25 protein-coding genes and 2 tRNA genes are annotated in these 20,773 nt (G+C 57.5%); 7 read left to right on the forward strand and 20 right to left on the reverse strand.

Annotated elements, in window-relative coordinates:
- Nucleotides 1–5: 5 nt before the first annotated feature.
- The 10 genes from iscX to M5D89_RS08630 are packed head-to-tail and all read right to left on the reverse strand — an operon-like array spanning nucleotide 6 to nucleotide 7,134.
- The gene (gene iscX, locus M5D89_RS08585; RefSeq protein ID WP_248885408.1) at nucleotides 6–200 is read right to left on the reverse strand and encodes a Fe-S cluster assembly protein IscX; all 195 of its coding nucleotides are present in this window, start codon (nucleotides 198–200) and stop codon (nucleotides 6–8) included.
- Nucleotides 200–538 (reverse strand): ISC system 2Fe-2S type ferredoxin, encoded by a 339-nt coding sequence (gene fdx / locus M5D89_RS08590; RefSeq protein WP_248885409.1) that lies wholly within the window; start codon nucleotides 536–538, stop codon nucleotides 200–202. The genes iscX and fdx overlap by 1 nt, the downstream gene beginning before the upstream one ends.
- The gene (hscA, locus tag M5D89_RS08595; RefSeq protein WP_248885410.1) at nucleotides 535–2,406 is read right to left on the reverse strand and encodes a Fe-S protein assembly chaperone HscA; all 1,872 of its coding nucleotides are present in this window, start codon (nucleotides 2,404–2,406) and stop codon (nucleotides 535–537) included. Before hscA ends, fdx begins: the two co-directional genes overlap by 4 nt.
- 29 nt (nucleotides 2,407–2,435) lie before the next feature.
- Nucleotides 2,436–3,005, reverse strand: a complete 570-nt coding sequence (gene hscB / locus M5D89_RS08600; protein ID WP_248885411.1) for a Fe-S protein assembly co-chaperone HscB — start codon at nucleotides 3,003–3,005, stop codon at nucleotides 2,436–2,438.
- A 43-nt stretch (nucleotides 3,006–3,048) separates the two neighbouring features.
- Complete coding sequence (iscA, locus tag M5D89_RS08605; RefSeq protein WP_248885412.1) at nucleotides 3,049–3,372, reverse strand: iron-sulfur cluster assembly protein IscA; 324 nt, start codon at nucleotides 3,370–3,372, stop codon at nucleotides 3,049–3,051.
- 10 nt (nucleotides 3,373–3,382) lie between these two features.
- Entirely contained in the window at nucleotides 3,383–3,781 is a 399-nt protein-coding gene (gene iscU, locus M5D89_RS08610) for a Fe-S cluster assembly scaffold IscU (RefSeq protein WP_248885413.1), read from the reverse strand.
- Nucleotides 3,782–3,805: 24 nt separating this feature from the next.
- Nucleotides 3,806–5,059 (reverse strand): IscS subfamily cysteine desulfurase, encoded by a 1,254-nt coding sequence (locus M5D89_RS08615; RefSeq protein WP_248885414.1) that lies wholly within the window; start codon nucleotides 5,057–5,059, stop codon nucleotides 3,806–3,808.
- An 11-nt stretch (nucleotides 5,060–5,070) separates the two neighbouring features.
- On the reverse strand, nucleotides 5,071–5,559 hold the full coding sequence (locus M5D89_RS08620) for an Rrf2 family transcriptional regulator (RefSeq protein ID WP_248885415.1): 489 nt from the start codon (nucleotides 5,557–5,559) through the stop codon (nucleotides 5,071–5,073).
- Between the two features lie 49 nt (nucleotides 5,560–5,608).
- Nucleotides 5,609–6,346 (reverse strand): serine O-acetyltransferase, encoded by a 738-nt coding sequence (gene cysE / locus M5D89_RS08625; RefSeq protein ID WP_248885416.1) that lies wholly within the window; start codon nucleotides 6,344–6,346, stop codon nucleotides 5,609–5,611.
- Nucleotides 6,346–7,134, reverse strand: coding sequence for an RNA methyltransferase (locus M5D89_RS08630; protein ID WP_248885417.1), 789 nt, complete (start codon nucleotides 7,132–7,134; stop codon nucleotides 6,346–6,348). Before M5D89_RS08630 ends, cysE begins: the two co-directional genes overlap by 1 nt.
- Nucleotides 7,135–7,160: 26 nt before the next feature.
- Here M5D89_RS08630 and M5D89_RS08635 point away from each other — a divergent pair, with 26 nt between their 5' ends.
- A complete protein-coding gene (locus M5D89_RS08635; protein WP_248885418.1) occupies nucleotides 7,161–7,952 on the forward strand; it encodes an inositol monophosphatase family protein in 792 nt (263 codons plus the stop codon).
- Between the two features lie 3 nt (nucleotides 7,953–7,955).
- On the opposite strand, the gene M5D89_RS08640 is transcribed toward M5D89_RS08635, so the two are convergent.
- Nucleotides 7,956–8,822 carry an ATP-binding protein gene (locus M5D89_RS08640; protein ID WP_248885419.1) on the reverse strand — a complete coding sequence of 289 codons (867 nt, stop codon included), beginning with the start codon at nucleotides 8,820–8,822 and terminating at the stop codon, nucleotides 7,956–7,958.
- Between the two features lie 62 nt (nucleotides 8,823–8,884).
- Between M5D89_RS08640 and M5D89_RS08645 the strand changes: the two genes are divergently transcribed.
- The 4 genes from M5D89_RS08645 to argA are packed head-to-tail and all read left to right on the forward strand — an operon-like array spanning nucleotide 8,885 to nucleotide 11,414.
- The gene (locus M5D89_RS08645; RefSeq protein WP_248885420.1) at nucleotides 8,885–9,442 is read left to right on the forward strand and encodes a septation protein A; all 558 of its coding nucleotides are present in this window, start codon (nucleotides 8,885–8,887) and stop codon (nucleotides 9,440–9,442) included.
- Between the two features lie 45 nt (nucleotides 9,443–9,487).
- Entirely contained in the window at nucleotides 9,488–9,784 is a 297-nt protein-coding gene (locus tag M5D89_RS08650) for a YciI family protein (RefSeq protein WP_248885421.1), read from the forward strand.
- On the forward strand, nucleotides 9,784–10,092 hold the full coding sequence (locus M5D89_RS08655) for a BolA family protein (protein WP_248885422.1): 309 nt from the start codon (nucleotides 9,784–9,786) through the stop codon (nucleotides 10,090–10,092). Before M5D89_RS08650 ends, M5D89_RS08655 begins: the two co-directional genes overlap by 1 nt.
- An 8-nt stretch (nucleotides 10,093–10,100) precedes the next feature.
- Complete coding sequence (argA, locus tag M5D89_RS08660) at nucleotides 10,101–11,414, forward strand: amino-acid N-acetyltransferase (RefSeq protein ID WP_248885423.1); 1,314 nt, start codon at nucleotides 10,101–10,103, stop codon at nucleotides 11,412–11,414.
- 11 nt (nucleotides 11,415–11,425) lie between these two features.
- Here the strand turns inward: argA and M5D89_RS08665 are convergent, their stop codons facing one another.
- The 8 genes from M5D89_RS08665 to M5D89_RS08700 all read right to left on the reverse strand — a co-directional run bounded on the left by M5D89_RS08665 (nucleotide 11,426) and on the right by M5D89_RS08700 (nucleotide 18,661).
- On the reverse strand, nucleotides 11,426–12,403 hold the full coding sequence (locus tag M5D89_RS08665; protein ID WP_248885424.1) for a LabA-like NYN domain-containing protein: 978 nt from the start codon (nucleotides 12,401–12,403) through the stop codon (nucleotides 11,426–11,428).
- A gap of 1 nt (nucleotide 12,404) precedes the next feature.
- Nucleotides 12,405–14,081: a dihydroxy-acid dehydratase gene (gene ilvD, locus M5D89_RS08670; protein ID WP_248885425.1), complete on the reverse strand. Its 1,677-nt coding sequence runs from the start codon at nucleotides 14,079–14,081 to the stop codon at nucleotides 12,405–12,407.
- A 98-nt stretch (nucleotides 14,082–14,179) separates the two neighbouring features.
- Nucleotides 14,180–15,232 (reverse strand): AI-2E family transporter, encoded by a 1,053-nt coding sequence (locus tag M5D89_RS08675; RefSeq protein ID WP_248885426.1) that lies wholly within the window; start codon nucleotides 15,230–15,232, stop codon nucleotides 14,180–14,182.
- 5 nt (nucleotides 15,233–15,237) lie between these two features.
- The gene (locus tag M5D89_RS08680; protein WP_248885427.1) at nucleotides 15,238–16,461 is read right to left on the reverse strand and encodes a malic enzyme-like NAD(P)-binding protein; all 1,224 of its coding nucleotides are present in this window, start codon (nucleotides 16,459–16,461) and stop codon (nucleotides 15,238–15,240) included.
- 5 nt (nucleotides 16,462–16,466) lie between these two features.
- Complete coding sequence (gene rpmE / locus M5D89_RS08685; protein WP_248885428.1) at nucleotides 16,467–16,667, reverse strand: 50S ribosomal protein L31; 201 nt, start codon at nucleotides 16,665–16,667, stop codon at nucleotides 16,467–16,469.
- A 67-nt stretch (nucleotides 16,668–16,734) separates the two neighbouring features.
- Nucleotides 16,735–18,105: a transcription termination factor Rho gene (gene rho, locus M5D89_RS08690; protein WP_431307151.1), complete on the reverse strand. Its 1,371-nt coding sequence runs from the start codon at nucleotides 18,103–18,105 to the stop codon at nucleotides 16,735–16,737.
- The gene (gene trxA / locus M5D89_RS08695; RefSeq protein WP_248885429.1) at nucleotides 18,102–18,428 is read right to left on the reverse strand and encodes a thioredoxin TrxA; all 327 of its coding nucleotides are present in this window, start codon (nucleotides 18,426–18,428) and stop codon (nucleotides 18,102–18,104) included. The genes rho and trxA overlap by 4 nt, the downstream gene beginning before the upstream one ends.
- Before the next feature lie 140 nt (nucleotides 18,429–18,568).
- Nucleotides 18,569–18,661, reverse strand: a tRNA-Ser gene (locus M5D89_RS08700).
- A gap of 114 nt (nucleotides 18,662–18,775) precedes the next feature.
- Between M5D89_RS08700 and M5D89_RS08705 the strand changes: the two genes are divergently transcribed.
- Together M5D89_RS08705 and M5D89_RS08710 are read left to right on the forward strand one after the other, a co-directional pair.
- Nucleotides 18,776–18,852: transfer RNA gene (locus tag M5D89_RS08705), tRNA-Arg, on the forward strand.
- 83 nt (nucleotides 18,853–18,935) lie between these two features.
- The gene (locus M5D89_RS08710) at nucleotides 18,936–20,171 is read left to right on the forward strand and encodes a hypothetical protein (protein WP_248885430.1); all 1,236 of its coding nucleotides are present in this window, start codon (nucleotides 18,936–18,938) and stop codon (nucleotides 20,169–20,171) included.
- 98 nt (nucleotides 20,172–20,269) lie between these two features.
- Here the strand turns inward: M5D89_RS08710 and M5D89_RS08715 are convergent, their stop codons facing one another.
- The gene (locus M5D89_RS08715) at nucleotides 20,270–20,764 is read right to left on the reverse strand and encodes a DsrE family protein (RefSeq protein WP_248885431.1); all 495 of its coding nucleotides are present in this window, start codon (nucleotides 20,762–20,764) and stop codon (nucleotides 20,270–20,272) included.
- Nucleotides 20,765–20,773 lie beyond the last annotated feature (9 nt).

A 20,773-nucleotide genomic window follows, 5' to 3' on the forward strand; every position in this document is an offset into this window, starting at 1 on the left:
AAGCCTCAATCGCGCTCGGCAAGCCAGGCCATCTGGATTGCTTCGAGGATGTGCTCACTGGACTTTTCTGGGTCATCCTCAAAATCTGGTAGGTCGACAATCCAACGATGCAGATCCGTGTAGCGCAAATGCTGTACGTCGCAATCTGGGTAGGCCTCATCCAGAGCGATAGCGATCTCTTGGGTATCCGTCCAGCGCATCAGTGTCGCTCCTTTTCCAGGTTGATGGTGTATTTGGGAATCTCGACCACAAGATCAGCATCCGCTACCTTGGCCTGACAGCTGAGGCGAGAACAGGGTTCTAACCCCCAGGCTCGATCCAAGAGATCCTCTTCCTTTTCCTCGGCCGGCTCCAGGCTATCAAAACCTTCACGCAGAATGACATGGCAGGTGGTACAGGCGCAGGACATCTCGCAGGCATGCTCGATGGCAATGCCATTGCGCAGTGCCGCATCAATGATGCTCTCTCCTGTCTCGGCAGTGATCTCGGCGCCCTCCGGGCAGATTTCTGCATGCGGTAAAAAGTGAATTTGCGTCATGGTTTGCTCCATTCGTCGATGGAATGTCCAGCCATGGCCTTTCGCAGCGCTTGATTCATACGCCGTTCGACCAGCACCTCGGCTGCCTTTTCCACTGCCTCTGCCGCTTTCTGTAGGGCCTCTACCGAGCCGCCGCCAAGAACATGCAATAGATGCTCGCGTTCTCGATCAATCTGCGCCCGCTCCGCTGGCGTCAGCAGGGAGGCATCACTGGCGAGGGCCGAGTCCAATGCCTCACGTACCCGCTCGGCTTCCAGTCTCGCCTCGGCGAGTCGGCGTTGCTCGACGTCTTCCTTGGCATGTTGCAGGGATTCCTGCAGCATGCGGGTAATGACCGCATCATCCAGGCCGTAAGAAGGCTTGACCTGCACCTCCGCACGCACCCCTGTGCTGGTCTCCTCGGCACTGACCGCTAGCAGCCCATCGGCGTCGACTTGAAAGGTAACCCGAATTCGGGCCGCACCTGCGACCATCGGCGGAATCCCGCGCAGGCTGAAACGAGCCAGAGACCGATTGTCTTCCACCTTGTCGCGCTCGCCTTGCAGCACGTGAATGCTCATGGCCGTCTGGCCATCCTTGAAAGTGGTGAATTCCTGCGCCTTGGCTACGGGAATGGCGGTGTTACGGGGGATAACCTTCTCGACCAAGCCCCCCATGGTTTCCAGTCCGAGGGAGAGCGGCAACACGTCCATGAGCAAAAGATCATCACGTTGATTGCCGGCGAGAGCATCGGCCTGAATCGCAGCGCCCAGGGCAACCACTTGATCCGGGTCGATATCGGCAAGGGGCTCGCGCCCAAAAAATTCGGCGACGAGACGCCGCAGCAGAGGAACGCGAGTTGCCCCGCCTACCAACACGACACCATCGATTTCAGCTGACTGAATACCGGCGTCGCGCAGGGCGCGGCGACAAGGGGCAAAGGTTTTGCGGATCACTGGTTCGATCCAGCTTTCCAGCTGATCCCGATGCAGGTGCCAGTCCACCGCTTCCCCGTTGGGCAGCTGCAGGGCAACACTACCCTCCTCCATCTCGCTCAACCGCTCCTTGATGGAACGTGCCGCGAGCAATGCTTGGCGGTGCCACTCCGGACTGCTGTCCACCCGGTCAGCGAAATGGGCCAGAATTCGTTCAGCGATCAGATGATCCATATCATCGCCACCGAGAGCCGCATCTCCCGCGGTCGCCAGCACTTCGAATACTCCTTTCTGTAGGCGTAGCAGCGAAAGATCAAAGGTGCCACCACCCAGATCATAGATGGCATAGAGCCCTTCCGCGCCCTTGTCCAGACCGTAGGCCACCGCCGCAGCCGTGGGCTCGGCAAGCAGGCGCAACACCTGGAGGCCGGCGAGACGCGCGGCATCCTTGGTTGCCTGTCGCTGCGCATCATCAAAATAAGCCGGCACCGTAATGACCGCGCCAGTCAACTCTCCGCCCAGACTCTCCTCGGCGCGTTGGCGCAGGACGCGCAAGATCTCTGCCGAGACTTCGACGGGGCTTTTATCTCCCTGCGCGGTATGGAGGCGAACCATACCCTCCCCAGCAACGACTTGGTAGGGCAGTTCTCCTGCCAGTGTTGTCAGCTCCTCCGCACCACGCCCCATCAGGCGTTTGACCGAGGCAATGGTGTTGTGCGGATCCATTGCGGCCTCTGCACGCGCCTCTTCGCCGACGCGCAAGGTTCCGTCGGCGCGGTATTGCACGACCGATGGCAGCAGATAACGCCCTGCCGTATCGCGGAGTACCTCGGCTTGAGCGGAGCGGACCGTCGCAATCAGGGAATGCGTCGTGCCGAGATCAATACCAACCGCCAAGCGGTGCTCGTGGGGAGCCGTGGATTGTCCCGGCTCAGCTATCTGTAACAACGCCATGTAAGCTCCTCAGCGCGAACCGTGGGGCTTCAGGCAAAATCCCACTGCTCTTCGCTTTGATCGATTTCCGCCAGAAATTTGCGCAGATACTGCCATTCCTGCAAAAGTGGGGCAATGACCTCGGCTACCGGATCTTGGAAGGCCTGCGCAATGCCCTCATGGAGCTGCCGCTCCTCCGCCTTGGCCTGCGCTCGCAGGCTGTCCAGCACCGCGGGGTCTTTTGCATTGGCCGCCTCTTCTAAGGCCTCTCGCCTCTCCATCTGCCGCACCAACAGCTCGGGATCGCGTATGCTACCCATCTCCTCACCTAGGGCCGAGTGCCCAAAGTGCTGCGTGAACAGGTAATCCGCCCGCCGCAACGGATCACTGAGTACGGCCTGGGCTTCATTGATGCGCGTGCTCCACTCCAACGATTGTCGTTGAGATGCGCCGTCGGCTTGGGCGAAGCGATCTGGGTGCAGTGCTCGCATGCGCTCCAAGACTTGGCTGCGGATTTGGGCTGGATCAACGGAAAAAGCCACTTCCAGCCCGAGCACCGCAAAGAGGGACAGAGAGGGATCAAAGGGTTGCAGCGCCCCACACTCTGGGCAGATGGCCACCCCTGCTCCAAGCTCTGCCTGACAGGACCGGCACCGCGTCATGTCAGACCGTAAAACTCTCGCCGCAACCGCAGGTATCCTTGACGTTCGGGTTATTGAAGCGAAACCCCTCGTTCAGACCTTCGCGGGTAAAATCCAGCTCCGTGCCATCTAGGTAGAGCATGCTCTTGGGGTCGACAAAGATTTTCACGTCGTCCTGGGCACAGATGACGTCTTCCGCTTGTGGCTCGTCGACAAATTCCATGACATAGGATAGACCTGAGCAACCGCTGGTTTTGACCCCAATCCGGATACCTTGCCCCTTGCCGCGCTTCTCGATGCTTTTGCGCACCTGCCGCGCGGCGGCTGCCGTCATCGTCAATGCCATACGTCGCCCCTCAGTGTGTCTCAGCGGTAGCGCCAGACTTCTTGCGATAGTCTTCGATGGCCGCCTTGATGGCATCTTCGGCCAAGACCGAACAGTGGATCTTCACCGGCGGCAATTCGAGTTCTTCCGCAATCTGACTATTTTTGATGGTCATCGCCTCGTCCAGGGTTTTGCCCTTGACCCATTCCGTCACCAAGGAGCTCGAAGCGATGGCCGAGCCGCAGCCATAGGTCTTGAACTTGGCATCTTCGATGATGCCTTGCTCGTTAACCTTGATTTGCAGACGCATGACATCACCACAAGCGGGCGCGCCCACCATGCCGGTGCCGATACCTGCATCCCCTTTCGCAAAACCACCAACATTGCGGGGGTTCTCATAATGATCGATGACCTTTTCACTGTATGCCATGACTCGTCTCCTCTATTCGCAGAATCAGTGTGCAGCCCATTGCACGGAATTCAGGTCGATGCCTTCCAGATGCATCTCCCACAAAGGCGAAAGCTCACGCAGTTTGCCGACCTTGGAAGCGACCAGTTCGATGGTCTCGTCAATTTCTTCCTCAGTGGTGTAGCGTCCAATGCCGAAGCGGATGGAGCTGTGGGCCAGTTCATCGGATTTCCCTAGAGCACGTAGCACATAGGAGGGCTCCAGGCTGGCCGAGGTGCAGGCAGAGCCGCTCGATACAGCAATGCCCTTCAGGGCCATGATGAGCGATTCCCCTTCGACAAAGGCAAAGCTCAGGTTGAGATTGTGGGGCACCCGATGTTCCATATCCCCGTTGATATAAACTTCCTCCACCCGCTCCATGATGCCGTGCAGCAGGCGATCACGAAGCTGACGAATGCGCCGCCCATCGCTCTCCATACTTTTCACTGCAAGCTCCGCGGCTGCGCCCATACCGACGATCTGATGCGTCGGCAAGGTGCCGGAACGCATGCCGCGCTCGTGACCGCCGCCGTGAATCTGTGCCTCGATGCGCACCCGAGGTTTCCGTCGCACATAAAGGGCGCCTATTCCTTTGGGGCCGTAGATCTTGTGTCCTGATAGACTCATCAGGTCGGCCTGGATGGCTTCCACATCTACCGGCACCTTGCCCAGTGCCTGCACCGCATCTACATGGAAGATAATCTTTCGTTCCCGCAAGATCTTGCCAATCTCTTCCATGGGCTGAATGACACCAATCTCGTTATTGACAAAGAGTATGGAGGCCAGAACCGTATCGGGTCGCAGCGCCGCACGAAAGGCATCGAGGTCGACGAGGCCATTTTCCTGCACCTCCAGGTAGGTCACTTCAAAGCCTTCGCGCTCTAATTGACGACAGGTATCCAGGGTCGCCTTGTGCTCGGTGCGCAGGGTGATGAGATGCTTCCCCTTGCCCGAGTAGAAATGCGCCGCACCCTTGATCGCCAGATTACTGGCCTCGGTCGCACCCGAGGTCCAAACGATCTCTTTTGGATCGGCGTGGATGGCGGCCGCGACTTGGCTACGCGCCGTCTCAACCGCCTCTTCCGCAGACCATCCGTAGCTATGGGAGCGGCTCGCCGGGTTGCCAAAATTTTGCGTCAAATAAGGCAGCATTGCCTCTACAACCAAGGGATCGACGGGCGTCGTTGCCTGGTAGTCCAGATAAATGGGCCGCTCCCGCACTGCAGGGCTGTGTACCGTGTTTGACTGTACTGCGCTCATATCCACCTCGCTTACCCATGCGCTGGGCGTTGTTGCCGCCCGCGCTCCGTCATTCGTAATGGCAGGGAACTCTGCCTGTGCAATTTCAATTGCTGTTCCTGCACCAGCTGCGCCAGCGTGATTCCACTCAGAAAGCGGCTGATCTCCTGGCCCAGGGCCTCCCAGAGATCGTGGGTCAAACATTGTTGCCCTTCACCCTTGCAACACTGCACCGGATCACCACCGCACTGTGTGGTGTTGATGGACTCGTTTACCGCGCGAATGATCTCATCAACGGCCACATCAATGCCCGCGGGTCCCAAGCGATATCCTCCTCCCGGGCCCCGCACACTTTCCACCAAGCCATGCTTGCGCAAGCGCCCGAACAGTTGCTCCAAGTAGGCAACAGAAATTTGCTGACGCCGCGAAATGTCTGCCACGGTCACCACCTCGTCCTCCGCATGCAGCGCGAGATCGAGCATTGCAGTTACCGCGTAGCGACCTTTGGTCGTCAGTTTCATTGTCTGGCCCTCCTGGTTGGATGCTATCCTACTATCCCTACTGAATTAGTCAACTATTCCCAGGCAGGGTTCCGTCTGCACTGCTTTCGAGGGAGCAGTCGGGGCTTTCCGCAATTGAGATGGCGCCTGCTTGGGGGCGCAGTTCTGCCAGTTGCTCCCGCAATTCCGCCAGTTCCTTGTCCTGGTGTTGCATGTGCTCGAGCATGCACTCGACGGCTCGCGCCACGGGGTCTGGCATCTGCCCTGTCAGGCCGTAGGCATCAAAGTGTGCATTATCGCTGCTTTTGTTGATGACGCGACCGGGAATGCCAACAACGGTGACCCCGTCAGGCACATCCTTGACGACGACGGCATTGGAGCCGATTCGGGCATTGTCGCCTACGCGCAAGGGACCGAGGACCTTGGCACCGGCACCGACAATCACGCCATTTCCGAGAGTTGGATGTCTCTTTCCCGGTTGCCAGGAAGTACCGCCCAAAGTCACACCGTGATAGAGGGTGCAGTCATTGCCAATTTCTGCCGTTTCGCCGATTACCACCCCCATGCCGTGGTCAATGAAAAAGCGGGCGCCGATCTTGGCGCCGGGATGAATCTCAATGCCCGTCGCCCAGCGGCCAATCCCGGACAGGATGCGCGCCCCCAGGCGCCAGCCATGGCGCCAGGCCCAGTGCGAGATGCGATACAGCAGCAGGGCGTGAACCCCGGGATAAGTCAGCAAGATCTCAAATCGGTTGCGCGCAGCGGGATCGCGGGCAAAGATCGAGTCGAGATCATCGCGCAGGGACATTATCGTTCCTCAGGTAGACGAGCTGCGGCGCCGGCCCAGCGGGTCATTTCGGTCAAGATGCCACGCAAGATATCAATCTCATTCCGACTGGGGTGCGCGCGGTCAAAAAGTCGACGCAGGCGGCGCATCATATGCTCTTCCCGCGGTGCCTGGAGAAAACCGCTGGCCAGCAATACCGACTTCATCTGCGCGTAAAAACCCTCCCGATCCTGCACACTGGCCTCCTGCTCGGGAAATCCGTCGCTGCGAGGGGACGTCGGCCCGGCAGCCAGGTGTAATTCGTAGGCAATGATCTGTACCGCCTGAGCCAGGTTCAGGGAGTGATACAAGTCCCCCGTGGGAATCTGGATCAGGGTTTGGCAGAGATCGAGCTCAGCGTTGCTCAGTCCACTGCTCTCGCGCCCAAACAATAGGGCAACCGGGGCATGATGGGTATGGGCAAGCATGTCCGGCGCGGCGCTACGGGCGTCCATCTGCGGCCATTGAATGTGGCGATCACGAGCGGTAGTGCCATACACGCGTGCACAGTCGGCAATCGCGGTCCGGAGGTCATCGACCACCCGGGCTTGCTGCAACACATCTTCTGCCCCAGACGCAAGGGCGGTAGCCTCCGGATGGGGAAATAGTTGCGGGCGCACCAGAACCAGCCGAGTGAGGCCCATGACCTTCATCGCTCGGGCGGTCGAGCCGATATTGCCAGGATGGCTTGGCTCGACCAGAACAAGATGAATCTGATCCAGCCCCTGCGCACCGTGCAGGGACCCCTGCTTTTCTCTATACTCGCTCATGTGTTGAATCCCGAGCCAAGGTTGTCATGCAACATCCCATTCTTGTAACTGCGATCCGCGCGGCCCGCAAGGCCGGCGACATCATTAACCGCAATATCGACCGCGTCAATGAAATCCGTGTAGGCAGCAAGGGCCCGCACGATTTTGTCACCGAAATTGATCAACGCGCCGAGGCCGCCATCGTCGAGATCATCCAGCGCGCCTATCCCGAGCATGGCATTCTCGCGGAGGAAGGAACCCGCATCGAGTCGCAGGACTATGAATGGATCATCGATCCCCTCGACGGCACGACCAATTTCATCCACGCCGTGCCAAGCTTGGCGGTTTCCATTGGGGTGCGTCGGCAGAACCGCCTGGAACACGCGGTGGTATACGACCCGCTGCGCAATGAACTGTTCACGGCCAGCCGAGGCGGCGGTGCCCATCTCAATGACCGGCGCTTGCGGGTGAGCCAACGACGCGATTTGGACGACAGTCTCATTGCCACGGGTTTTCCCTTCCGCGATTTCAGCTATCTCGATGAATATCTGGCGATCTTCAAGAATCTGATGCAAAAAACGGCAGGTTTGCGCCGTGCGGGTTCCGCAGCCCTCGATCTCGCGTATGTGGCAGCGGGCCGCTACGATGGCTTCTGGGAGTTTCACCTAAAGCCTTGGGATGTCGCTGCAGGCGCTTTGCTCATTCAGGAGGCGGGGGGGCTCGCCACGGACTTCCACGGCGAGCAGGACTTTCTCCAGTCGGGCAATATCGTCGCCGGCAACCTACGCATCCATGCCTTACTGCTGCAACACATCCAGAAGGAGTTGCCACGTAGTTAGGGGTTACCGCGCCGTCGCAAGGCGCCGACTCCCTTCCCAATGGCGGGCAAAATGCTGCGCTACCCGACCACTGCGGGAGCCGCGCTGCAAGGCCCAACGTAATGCTTCTGCCCGCCATTCCTCCTCCCCATCGTTGTTTCCCAGCAGCTGCAGATGTTGCGCAACGATGGCGAGATACTGCTTTTGGTCAAACGGGTAAAATCCGAGCCATAAGCCAAAACGCTCGGACAAGCTGATCTTTTCCTCGGCCGTCTCGCCGGCAATGATTTCCTCGCCATGACGATGATATTCCTCATTTTCGGAGAACTGCCGCGGCAGGAGATGGCGACGATTACTGGTGGCGTAGAGGAGCACGTTGCTCGGTCTGGCCTCGACACCTCCATCGAGCAGGGATTTCAGGGAGCGGTAGCCGGGATCGTCGGCGCCAAAGGACAGATCATCACAGAACAAGAGAAAACGATACGCTCCAGCCGAATCGGCGCGCCCGATGGCGGTGAGAACGTCGGGAAGGTCGAGGATAGCTTGGCTATCGATCTCGACGAGGCGCAGCCCCTGCTCCGAAAAGGCGTGCAACAGGGCCTTGACGATGGAAGACTTGCCTGTCCCCCGGCCACCCCACAACAAGGCGTCGTTGGCAGGATAGCCGGCTACAAACTGGCGCGTATTCTCGAGCAGGATCGACTTGATCTCGTCGATTCCCAGAAGGTCATCCAGCCTGGGGAGATCCAGACGCTCGATGCCCTCCAAGCGTCCACCGAAGCTGCGATGTCGCCAGCGAGCGGCATGGACGCGCGAGAAATCCGGTAAGTTTTCCGCCCCATTACCGCCTACAGCGCGCAGTAGTTGCAACATCCACTCTTCTTGTTCCACTAGGCAAGCTCTCCTGCACCTCGATACACTAGCACCCTTACCCTACCCGGAATGGCGTCGCCGTGAAACTGCTCATCGATTTTTTACCGGTCATCCTCTTCTTCATTGCTTACAAGATCCACGGCATTTATTTTGCCACCAAAGTGCTTATCGTCGCCTCGGTGCTGCTCATGCTATGGCAATGGCGGCGCCAAGGACGGGTGGAGAGCATGACGTGGATTTCCACCCTCCTGATTTTGGTTTTCGGCGGACTCACCATCTACTTTCATAACGCCACCTTTATCAAATGGAAACCCAGCATCCTCTACCTGCTTTTCGCGCTGGCCTTGCTGTGGACGCATTGGCGAGAAACCCCCTTGTTGCAACGTCTGATGGGCGCGCAACTGCCTGCGAGCCTGCCCAATAGTTTCTGGCGACGGCTGAATCGCTACTGGATCCTGTTCTTTGTGGTTCTGGCGGCCTTGAACCTATTGATTGCCTATACCTTTCCCACCGCCATCTGGGTTGACTTCAAACTTTTCGGTCTTCTGGTTCTCACCGTGCTTTTCGTGATCTATCAAGCCGTTCTGATTAGCCGAGCTCTGCCTCCTGATGCCCTGCGAGGCAAGGATTCGCAGTAGATCGGACTATGCTAGACTAGAGCGCCTCAGACAGCGAGGGCCGTTATGTATTACTGCATCATAGGTATCGATAACCCGGGCTCACTGGCCCTGCGCAAGCAGGTGCGCACGGAACATCTGGCACGGCTGCATCAGTTGCAGGAGGAAGGACGCTTGCTGACTGCTGGTCCGTTTCCGGCGGTCGACAGCGAAGATCCGGGCGAGGCGGGTTTCAGCGGGAGTTTGATTATCGCGCGTTTCGATACCCTGGCCGATGCGCAACACTGGGCTGCAGCAGAGCCGTATTTGAGTCACGGCGTCTATGCGGATGTCAGCGTGCGTCCCTACAAGGCGGTGTTCTGATGAATAAGGAACTCATTGAAAATGCAGTACGTGCCGCCCTGGAACCGCAGGAATTGCAAATTCGCGACCGTAGCGAAGCCCATGCGGGCCATGCAGGGGGCGGAGATGGTGGCCATTATGAGTTACGCATCGTAAGTGAACGCTTTGCCGGGCTCCCTCCCCTCGCCCGCCATCGCTTGGTCTATGCCGCGGTCGATGGCATTGGCGAGAGTATTCATGCCTTTGCCCTGCAGACCCTGACCCCCGAGGAAGCGGAAACACAGCGGCAAAAGCGACCTCCGCGGCGCGGTATTCCCATCGTTTCCTGACGGTTCTGATGCCGAAAAGCGCCTTCGTTCGCCATTTCCGCGAGTCCTCACCCTATATCCACCGCTTTCGTGGACAGACCTTCGTCATCAATTTTGGCGGCGATGTCCTTGTCGAAGGTCATTTTTGGCATATCGCCCAGGATATTGCGCTCCTGAACAGCCTTGGGATCAATGTGGTTCTGGTCCATGGCGCTGGACCACAGATCGATGCGGCCCTGGCCCGCGATGGCCTCAGTTCCGAGCGGGTAGAAGGCCGTCGAATTACCACAGAAGCCATTATGGAGCGTCTGATTGCGGCGGTGGGCGGGGCACGTTTGCAGGTTGAGGCGATACTGTCCGAGGGGCGTCTGGACTCACCGATGGCCCATGCCGGGCTGCAGGTGAGTAGTGGCAATTTCATCATTGCCCAGCCCATCGGAATTTTGGCGGGCGTCGATTACCAGTACACGGGAGAAGTGCGCCGCGTAGCCATCGAGGCCATCAATCGCCATCTCGCCGCTGATGAGGTGGTTCTCCTCTCGCCCATCGGCGTTTCTCCCACCGGAACTCTGTTCAATATCCGTGCTGAAGATATTGCCGTGGCCGCCGCCATGGCTCTGAAGGCAGCAAAATTGATTTTCTATGCGGATTTTCCTGGCGTTGTTGACACAGAAGGCGCACTACTGCGCCAGATTGTCCTGTCCGAGATTCCTGCCCTTCTTGCATCCTCCTTACCTGATGCGATTCGCGAGCATCTCCTTAGCGCGGAAAAGGTCTGCCGTGCCGGTATAGAGCGGGTACACGTTATCCCGCGCCGGGAAGATGGCGCGCTGTTGCGGGAACTGTTTACCTGCGATGGTTTGGGTACGATGATCTCCCGCGATCCCTTTGAGCACCTGCGTCCGGCGACGCGCAGCGATGTCCCCGGCATCATGGCGCTGATTCGCCCCCTGGAAGAAGAGGGGATCCTGGTACGGCGCGGACGCGAGCGCCTGGAACGGGAAGTAGAGCAGTTCACAGTCATGGAGCGTGATGGCAAAACCATCGGCTGCGTCGCCCTCTATCCCTATCCGGAATATGGCATGGCAGAGATTGCCTGCCTTGCGGTGGATGAGCAGTATCGGCAAGAGGGGCGCGGCGAGCAGCTGCTGGATTACGGTATAGCCACGGCGCGCAAGTTGGGCCTACAAGAAGTCTTTGTACTGAGCACGCAAAGCAGTCATTGGTTTCTGGAGCGCGCCTTCCGACGCGGTAATTTGAAGGAGCTTCCCATCCCCAAGCAGGTGCTGTACAACCTGCAGCGACGCAGTGGTATTTTCTTGCGTCGCCTACGCGATAACTGAGGCGATTTCGGTCAGTCTTCCGTCGCGGATGCTGCGACCAAACTTCCGGCTGGCTGCGAGTTCTCTTCCGGCTCTTCCGACCTGACCTTGGCTGGTAGCAACTCCATCTCGCGATGGTCTAGGCGTGGAGCGGCGTTGTACTTTCCATCGTAGCGATAGACCACGGTACAGCGCTTGGCGACGAAACCCCCGCGCTCCATCTCGCTGGATTCGAGGTCAAATTCAAGCACAATGTCGCGGCTGGGGAGATCAGAGACATCCAGCTCGCGGGGCAAATCGGAAATATGCACAAAGGCCGAACTATAGGGGGAGTCATCCTGCCGCGTATCGGTCACCCAGAGGCGAGCACTGAGCTCCCGTTGGAAGCGGATGAAACCAAAGCCACGTTCGGCCTCCCAGCGACTACAGATCCCGCGCACGCGAGAACCGAAATCACCCCACTGCACCTTGCCATCGCCGCGCGCAGGGAGCAGGCCGGGAATCAGATAGCCCGAATAAAAGGCATCTGCCTCATGCTGTAATTGCTGGGAAACATTGCGAAAACCCAATACCTCGACGCGACAACCGCGATTCTGCAAAGCGCGGACAACCTGCAGAAAATCTCCATCTCCAGTGAGCAGGAGCACCTGATCGAGACGCTCCGATTGCAGCATGACGTCCACCGCTAGGTCGAGATCAGCATTGGCCTTGGCCACGGCGTTGCCCTCTTCATCGGTAAACCAGCGCACGGGCTTTTCGATGATCTTCCAGCCGAGGTCCCGCACCGCCTGCTGATACGCGCGAATCCGATCACGGTAGTCGCTGTCGATTCGTGTTCTCTGTCCATCGACGGCCATGTAGGTGTTGAGCCGGATCAGCTGCGTCGCAATGTTCTCATCGCCACGCGCGGCGAAGCGGCGCAGGACGTCGTAGCGCATGGCGTAGCCGCCGTTATAACGAACATTTTCAGCATCCACATAGACGCCGACCCGCAACGAAGAAACAGACAAATCAGGACTCCAGAATGGCGCCCATGGCGGCATTGGTGACGAGCTTGCGATAACGGCGCAACCAAGGGGATTTCAGAGGCTTTTCCACCGGTACCCAGCTCTCTCGACGTTTGGCCAGTTCTTCATCGCTGACACGTAGCTGCAGGCTGCCATTATCGAGGTCGAGCTCGATGATGTCACCGTCGCGAATCAGGGCGATAGGTCCTCCCTCAGCTGCCTCCGGCGAGATATGGCCGATACAGGCCCCGCGGGTTGCGCCGCTGAAACGCCCGTCGGTGATCAGGGCAACACTTTCCCCCAATCCCATACCCATGATGTTGGCCGTAGGGGTAAGCATCTCCGGCATGCCCGGCCCACCCTTCGGTCCTTCATAGCGGATGACCACGACCTGCCCGGCCTCGACTTCACCAGCCAAGATCCCCTCGGCAGCGCTCTCCATACTCTCAAAAATCTTTGCAGGTCCGGAAAATTTGCGCATCGCGGGAATGACGGCACCGATCTTGACGATGCCGCCTTGCGGCGCCAAGTTGCCAAATACTGCCCGCAGACCGCCCGTCGGGGAGATCGGATCCGTAGCCAAGTGGATGATCTTACTGTCGCGTACCTCGGCACTCTCGACGATTTCACGCAGGCTCCGGCCACTGACGGTGGGTTTATCGAGGTGTAGCACCTCAGGGTTACGCTTGTGCACCTCATGCAGGATGGCGGGAATGCCGCCAGCCCGACCGATATCCTCGATATGCACGGTGGACAGCGCCGGCGAAACTTTTGCCAAGTAGGCAACCTTCTGTGCCAGTTCGTTGAGCCGGGCCAAGGGATAGTCAAATCCGGATTCGCGCGCAATGGCCAGGGTATGTAGAACGGTATTGGTAGATCCCCCCATCGCCATATCGAGGATGAAGGCGTTGTCGATGGCCTCAAAGTCGACCAATTGCCGCATCGTTGGGCCGCCCGCCGTGACCAGAACCATGATCCGCTCTGCTGCTTTACGCACCAAGTCGCGACGCTCCCGGGCGGTGGCCAGCACCGTGCCATTTCCCGGCAGAGCAATACCCAGGACCTCCATCAAACAGTTCATGCTATTGGCGGTGAACATGCCAGAGCAGGAGCCACAAGTTGGACAGGCCTTATCCTCGATCTCCTTCAGGCGTATCTCGCTGATTTGCCCACGCTTGAACTGACCCACGGCTTCGAAGGCCGTGACGAGATCCACAGGGGTGCCATCCTCCAGCTTGCCCGCTTCCATCGGCCCGCCCGAAACGAATACCGTGGGAATATCGCAACGCAGGGCACCCATGATCATGCCTGGAACGATCTTGTCGCAGTTAGGAATACACACGAGACCATCGAGGTGATGAGCCTGTACGACCGTTTCGATGGAGTCGGCAATCAGCTCCCGACTGGGCAGGGAGTACCGCATGCCATCATGGCCCATGATGATTCCATCATCGACACCGATGGTATTGAACTCAAAAGGAATACCTCCGGCGGCACGGATCGCGTCTTTGACGATTTTGCCAAACTCCTGCAGATGGACATGTCCCGGAATAATATCGATGTAAGAGTTGGCAACACCGATGAAAGGTTTATCCATATCGGCATCGGTTACGCCACAGGCCTTCAGCAAAGAACGGTGAGGGGCTCTCTCGAAGCCCTTTTTGATCATATCGGAACGCATTGGTCACCTCGAAGTATTGGGCGCAGCGGCCTTGTTCATGGGCTCAGTATAGAGCCCTCTTGCGCAAAGACCAAGGCAAGACGGGTGAATGCCTCGCCTCAGTCCGTGGTCCTGGGCAAAGTCTCAACATAGCGCTGCCATAGCGTCAGCGCTACCGCCAACAGCACTGGCCCGAGAAAAATGCCGAGAAAGCCAAAAGCCAAAATGCCGCCCAGGACACCAAACATCACCAGCAGAAACGGGAGATGCACGGCAGCGGAGATGACCCAAGGGCGAATAAGGTTGTCGACCCAACTCACGACTAGCGCTCCCCAGAGGAAGAGACCGACGCCGGCATAGTAATGGCCCTGCCAGAGCAGCCAGAGACTGGCTGCTCCCCAGACCAGCGGGGTGCCGAAAGGGATCAGGGAAAAGAGCATGGTGAGCAGAGTCAGCAGAATCGGTGCGGGCATGCCGCTGACCCAATATCCGATACCAGCCAGCAGCCCCTGGGCAATGGCGGTGGCAAAAATTCCGTAGACTACGGCACGCAATGTATTCCCCACCGTCTGCAGGATTTGCGGAAATTGCGGTCCCAGCAGGCTCGCTGCGACCTTTTGTGTCTGCTCCAAAAAGGTTTCGCCATGCCGGTAAAACACCAGGCTACTGATCCAAATCAAGCCTAAGCTGCCAAATACCTTGCCCAATCCCCCAGCAAAGACCCCCACGCGTGTCGCCCAGGCCTGTAAATCGGGACTAAGGGCGCCGGGATAGAACGAACTCCGCCAGGCCGCGGGCAGTTCCCGCCAGATTGCCGTGAACCAAGGAAATTTCTGCAGCGCGATCAGCGGCTGCCAGTGCCAATCTTCCTGACTCCAGCTGCGTAGCAACGCCTGGATTTCATGAAACAGTTGTACGCTGAAGAACAGGAACGGGAGCAGAAAGACGAGGGAAAAGAAAACGGTCATCACGATTGCGCTGGGCCAAGCCGGCAAACGCCGACAGAGCCAGCGACGCAAGGGCCAGGTGATGTAGACGATGATCGTGGTCCAGACCAAGACCGCAAAGAAGGGAGCGAGGACCTGCCAGAGAAGAACCGCAAATAGCGCCAGGACAAACGCGACAACGGCGAGGCGCCACAGATCGCGAACCGCTAGATCCGCGATGCGCATTTGCCCTAGATCCGTGCGACGCCGCTGTCTCGTGCCGCCTGGGCCACCGCACCGGCAACGAATTCACGCAAGCGGGGGTCGAGAGGTTTGGGAATGATATACTCAGGACCAAACTGTAAAGCACCCGGCGCAAGGCCGTAGGCTGCACAGAGCTCTGCCGGCACTTCGGCCCTACTCAGGGCCGCCAAGGCCTCAACGGCTGCTGCCAGCATGGGCGCGTTGATGGTCCGGGCGCGCACATCCAGGGCGCCGCGGAAAAGGAAAGGAAACCCCAGGACGTTGTTGACTTGGTTGGGGAGGTCCGAGCGCCCGGTGGCAATGATGGCATCGGGCCGCAAGTTACGGGCCTGCCAGGGGTCGACTTCCGGATCTGGGTTCGCCAGGGCAAAGATCACCGGGCGCGGCGCCAGCTGCGCCAAAAGCTGCATGGGAATGGCTCCGCGCACCGATACACCAATCAGTACATCCGCATCGGTAATCATCTCGCGCAGGGTCCAACCCTCTGGCGCCAGGGCATGGGGTCGATGCCATTCACTCAAATCCTGGCGACCCCCGTGCAGGACTCCGTGGACGTCACTCAGGTAGCAGCGCTGCGCCCCCAGGGTCCCGAGGATGTTGGCAATGGCGAGCCCGGCGGCACCCGCGCCCACAATCGCGATCTTGATGTCGGAGAGATTCTTTCCTTGCAGTTCGAGCGCATTGCGCAGGGCGGCAGCAACGATCACCGCCGTGCCGTGCTGATCATCATGAAAGACGGGGATGTCGAGACGCTCTTGCAGCGCCCGTTCCACATGAAAACAATCCGGGGCGGCAATATCTTCCAGATTGATGCCGCCAAAGCCCGGAGCAATTGCGGCAACGACGTCGATCAGGTGCTCGGCATCTCGCGTTTCCACTTCAATGTCGAAGGCGTCAATGTCGGCAAAGCGCTTGAACAGGACGGATTTGCCTTCCATGACCGGCTTGCCCGCCAGTGGGCCCACCTTGCCCAAGCCAAGCACCGCAGTGCCGTTGCTGACTACCGCGACAAGATTTCCCTTCGCCGTGTAGTCATAGGCCTTGTCCGGATTGACGGCAATCTCCCGCACCGGTTCCGCCACCCCAGGCGTATAGGCCAGGGTGAGATCATCCTGACTCGCGCAAGCCTTGCTGGGAACTACGGAAATCTTACCTGCCGGTTTCGCGGCGTGGTACGCCAAGGCGCGCTCGCGTAGGCTCTCCGTAGTCATAACGCTTACTTGCCGTAGCGCTTGCGGAATTTCTCCACCTGGCCGGCCGCAGAAACCGCACGCTGCTTGCCCGTGTAGAATGGATGGCACTCGGAGCACAAGTCGATGTGCAGATCTCGCGCCGCCGTGGAGCGCGTCTTGAAGGTGTTGCCGCAACTGCAGGTTACGGTGACTTCTTCATATTTCGGCTGAATTTCGAGATTCATGGTAAACACTCTGTATTTTCAGAAAGGGACGGATTATAAGCAGTGCACTGCGCAGGGTCCAGTCTCATCAACGATTCATGGAATCGAAAAATTCCGCGTTGGTCTTGGTGGCACGTACCTTGTCCAGCAGGAACTCCATCGATTCCATGGGATCCATGGGGGCAAGAAGCTTGCGCAACACCCAGATCTTGTTGAGCAGCTCTTGAGGGATGAGCAACTCTTCGCGCCGAGTACCTGATTTGTTGAGATTGATCGCGGGGTACACGCGCTTCTCCGCCAGACGGCGATCCAGATGTACTTCCATGTTGCCGGTGCCCTTGAACTCTTCAAAGATCACTTCGTCCATTTTGGAACCAGTTTCGACGAGCGAAGTCGCGATAATCGTCAGGCTGCCGCCCTCTTCGATATTGCGCGCTGCACCAAAGAAACGTTTAGGCTTTTGCAAAGCATTGGCATCCACACCACCGGTCAACACCTTGCCCGATGATGGCACCACGGTATTGTAGGCGCGGGCCAGGCGGGTAATGGAATCGAGCAGAATGACCACGTCATGCTTGTGCTCCACCAGTCGCTTGGCCTTCTCCAGGACAATCTCCGCTACTTGCACGTGACGAGTGGCCGGTTCATCAAAGGTAGAGGAGACCACTTCGCCCTTCACGGAACGCTGCATCTCCGTTACTTCTTCCGGGCGCTCGTCGATGAGCAGAACAATCAGGTAGCATTCCGGATGATTGCCGGTAATGGCATGGGCAATCTGTTGCAACAACACCGTCTTACCCGTCTTTGGCGGAGCCACAATGAGGCCGCGCTGGCCTTTGCCGATGGGCGAGATCAAATCAATAATGCGTGCTGACGGTTCGCCATACACCACTTTGTCCGATTCCAGACGCAATGACTCTTCAGGGAATAGCGGCGTCAAGTCGTCAAAATTGACCTTGTTGCGCGTTGCTTCCGGACCCTCGAAGTTGATGCTCTCTACCTTGAGCAGAGCAAAGTAGCGCTCTCCTTCCTTGGGTGGGCGAATCTGACCCGATACCGTATCGCCAGTCTGCAAGTTGAAACGCCGCACCTGGGAGGGTGATACATAGATATCATCCGGCCCCGCCATATAAGAGCCCGACGCAGCGCGCAGGAAACCAAAGCCATCCTGTAAAATCTCCAGAACGCCGTCCCCGTATATGGCATCGCCATTCCGGGCATGCGCCTTGAGAATATTGAAGATGAGCTCCTGCTTCTTTTGTCGTGACGCCCCCTCAATACCCAAACCCTGGCAGAGCAAAGCCAGCTCCGTCGCCGTTTTGCGCTTCAGTTCACTGAGATTGACTGATGCTGCGCCCGGAGCGGGACAAAACGCCTCCTCTTCTTCAAGCAGAAGGTCTTCGTTGGGAAAGGATTTGGGAGTTCTTTGCGGCTTACGACGGGGTCTTGGGGTATTCAAAGTTGACTATCCAAAAAGGCAGTGAGCTGCGCCTTGCTGAGGGCACCAACCTTGCTAGCTTCCAGCTTGCCAGCTTTAAACAAAAGCAAGGTCGGAATGCCACGGATGCCATATTGTGGCGGGGTGCTGGGATTTTCGTCGATATTGAACTTGGCAACTTTCATACGATCGGCGTACTCACCAGCCACTTCTTCGAGTATGGGGGCAATCATTTTGCAAGGGCCACACCACTCCGCCCAAAAGTCAACCAAAACAGGTTTGTCAGCCTGCAGGACTTCCGCCTCAAAACTCTCGTCGGATACATGAAGAATAGCGTCACTCATTGGAGAAAACTCCTCTGCACAAGATACAGATCAGGAATTTAGCCCTGGAACCAGGGACACAAGATAGGACCTTTAGATATTGTCTTAACCCTATACCGCACGTGCGGCATAATCAAGCGTTTGCAACCTCCAGGTGGAACTGGCGGAGAGAGAGGGATTCGAACCCTCGATGGAGTGTTTAGCCCCATACTCCCTTAGCAGGGGAGCGCCTTCAGCCTCTCGGCCATCTCTCCGTGGGGCGGAGTGTAACGCGGAGTTTTGGTGTACGTCAAAATCGCGGCAGGACGAAATGCGAAGGCGCCCAAGTCTGGCAGCTACAGATCGCATGTCCTACAATATTATCGTCTGCGCCCATAGCTCAATCGGATAGAGCAACGGCCTTCTAAGCCGTAGGTTGGGGGTTCGATTCCCTCTGGGCGCGCCAAGTCTATGCCCTCCGTCTTTGGCTTCCGGACCGCAGCCCGCAGGAGTCGCATGCTGGAGATGGGAGCCAACAAGGAGTGAGTCGTGAATAGCTATACCGCTCATCCCCGCCAAGGGGACAAATCGAATTCTGTGTTTTTTGAGGAATGGTTGCCGCGTCTTCTGGAAGAGCGCGATCGCATGGGGCTGACAGAACTGATCCGCCGCATCGATGCGTTAATGATCACTCTGGAGCCGGGACATTCCGCCGCTTATATCCGCGAGCTGTGTCTGATGACACCGTACAATTATTTGGTGACCCTGGATACGGATCAGCATCTGACGCACATCTTGCGGATCAACATGAATTTTCCTGATGTCTTGGTGCGCGAGGTCAAGGATCCCGATCTGCGCGGAATCTTTCGCAGTTTGAACGAGGTATATCCGATCGGCTCGAAAAGGCCAAACTCTCGTTACATGGGAGAGATATTTCAAGTCAGCAATCTCCATGAGGTGGTAGAAATACAAAAATCGAGGGAGGTCCGATTTTTCAATCAGGAGCAGATTCGGCAGATGGAGCTGCCCGGAAACATGGCCATCGTCAAGCCATCTCCATACACCCACAATGTCGTTGGCTATTGGGAACGCCCCGATGACGATATCCGCGTCTATGCTTTGGGTAATTCTGGAATCGATCCGCAAATGCAAGAGGCCTTTGAACAGGCGCAGGCACTGCGAGAACAGCTCAAGATCAGCGAGCTCCTCCTCCCTATCGATCATTTGGCAACGCGGGTATACAGCCAGAACCGGGAAGTAGCGATCCTCGAGTACCTTGGCCTGTCTAGTTACTATTATTGGGGTTCGTATGACATTCCCGATCAAAATTCTTCCACGAATGTTACTAAGAGCCTGCATTTTGACGATGTTCTCTACAGCCCGGCGAAAGTCTTTACCGCGGCTGATCATCCCTACTTCTGTAACCACCTGTTGCAGGTGCCGTCACCCACAGAGTCCTTCGTGCGGAACTTTGGGCCACGCTTGCACCATATTGCCGTTGCCGTTCAGGATGGGGAAACCGATGGGAAAACCAACATCGACTATGTCGTGTCACGCCTCGCAGAGTGCGGGCAAGAATTTCTGTTGCAGGTTATCGGTTCTGAGCAGGAAGGACTGAAGCAAATATTCTCGCGTGCCTCGACCCATACCTCGCTGATCATCGAATACGTCCAGCGCTTTCATGGGTTTCAGGGCTTCTTTGCGAAGCAAAACGTGGCAGATCTCACGGCTGCAGCCGGCGCTGATGAAAGTTTGCGCAGCCTCGAGGCGGAGGCAAAAAAATAGCTTCCTATTGATTGTATGGGGGTGAGCAGAGGAAAGGATGCTTCCCACACACGCCGCACCCCCTCCCCTGCGGTAATCCTTCTTATACATTCCTTGTCTCAGTAAACGGGAACAAGAGCATACCCTTTCTCCTGATAAGCAATGACGGAAATAAAACCACTCTCGACCGGATGCACATCAGGAATCAAACTGTTTGGCTGAACATCCATTCCGTGCATGGCGACACCGCAAGCTTGAAATTCAATCCCCAGTTTGCTGAGATTCCCGATCTCCTTTTGCAGGTCAGCTATCGGCCTTTCATCCATATAGGAAATGCCGCGCCGATCCTTGGTCAAAAATGCCACGTCTGGACCAATGAATACAACGATAAAATGGGGTGTAACATGCTGTTGTAAAAACTGTTTCCTGGTAAGGCCGATCACGCGTACCAAATGATCGACTGCCATGGGATTATTGATATTCACCAAAAACACGGCCTTCGCAGAGTGTAATCCTGACAACGCTTGCGCGTCGCTTAGGGTAGTAGCGGCAGCGTAAGAAGACAGAGAGAGCAGCAATACTAAAGTAGATACTACTATTCTAAATAATTTCACGCGCGTTTC

Source organism: Acidithiobacillus acidisediminis, assembly GCF_023277115.1.
In the GTDB taxonomy this organism is placed as follows: domain Bacteria; phylum Pseudomonadota; class Gammaproteobacteria; order Acidithiobacillales; family Acidithiobacillaceae; genus Igneacidithiobacillus; species Igneacidithiobacillus acidisediminis.

Excerpts from the sequence above, each read along its gene's own strand:
- argA (WP_248885423.1), top strand. The coding sequence starts at position 10,101 with ATGCCGAAAAGCGCCTTCGTTCGCCATTTCCGCGAGTCCTCACCCTAT.
- ilvD (WP_248885425.1), bottom strand. The coding sequence starts at position 14,081 with ATGCGTTCCGATATGATCAAAAAGGGCTTCGAGAGAGCCCCTCACCGT.
- M5D89_RS08675 (WP_248885426.1), bottom strand. The coding sequence starts at position 15,232 with ATGCGCATCGCGGATCTAGCGGTTCGCGATCTGTGGCGCCTCGCCGTT.
- M5D89_RS08680 (WP_248885427.1), bottom strand. The coding sequence starts at position 16,461 with ATGACTACGGAGAGCCTACGCGAGCGCGCCTTGGCGTACCACGCCGCG.
- M5D89_RS08650 (WP_248885421.1), top strand. The coding sequence starts at position 9,488 with ATGTATTACTGCATCATAGGTATCGATAACCCGGGCTCACTGGCCCTG.
- trxA (WP_248885429.1), bottom strand. The coding sequence starts at position 18,428 with ATGAGTGACGCTATTCTTCATGTATCCGACGAGAGTTTTGAGGCGGAA.
- M5D89_RS08615 (WP_248885414.1), bottom strand. The coding sequence starts at position 5,059 with ATGAGCGCAGTACAGTCAAACACGGTACACAGCCCTGCAGTGCGGGAG.
- M5D89_RS08635 (WP_248885418.1), top strand. The coding sequence starts at position 7,161 with ATGCAACATCCCATTCTTGTAACTGCGATCCGCGCGGCCCGCAAGGCC.
- cysE (WP_248885416.1), bottom strand. The coding sequence starts at position 6,346 with ATGTCCCTGCGCGATGATCTCGACTCGATCTTTGCCCGCGATCCCGCT.
- M5D89_RS08620 (WP_248885415.1), bottom strand. The coding sequence starts at position 5,559 with ATGAAACTGACGACCAAAGGTCGCTACGCGGTAACTGCAATGCTCGAT.
- fdx (WP_248885409.1), bottom strand. The coding sequence starts at position 538 with ATGACGCAAATTCACTTTTTACCGCATGCAGAAATCTGCCCGGAGGGC.
- iscU (WP_248885413.1), bottom strand. The coding sequence starts at position 3,781 with ATGGCATACAGTGAAAAGGTCATCGATCATTATGAGAACCCCCGCAAT.
- iscA (WP_248885412.1), bottom strand. The coding sequence starts at position 3,372 with ATGGCATTGACGATGACGGCAGCCGCCGCGCGGCAGGTGCGCAAAAGC.
- hscA (WP_248885410.1), bottom strand. The coding sequence starts at position 2,406 with ATGGCGTTGTTACAGATAGCTGAGCCGGGACAATCCACGGCTCCCCAC.
- M5D89_RS08655 (WP_248885422.1), top strand. The coding sequence starts at position 9,784 with ATGAATAAGGAACTCATTGAAAATGCAGTACGTGCCGCCCTGGAACCG.
- rpmE (WP_248885428.1), bottom strand. The coding sequence starts at position 16,667 with ATGAATCTCGAAATTCAGCCGAAATATGAAGAAGTCACCGTAACCTGC.
- iscX (WP_248885408.1), bottom strand. The coding sequence starts at position 200 with ATGCGCTGGACGGATACCCAAGAGATCGCTATCGCTCTGGATGAGGCC.
- M5D89_RS08630 (WP_248885417.1), bottom strand. The coding sequence starts at position 7,134 with ATGAGCGAGTATAGAGAAAAGCAGGGGTCCCTGCACGGTGCGCAGGGG.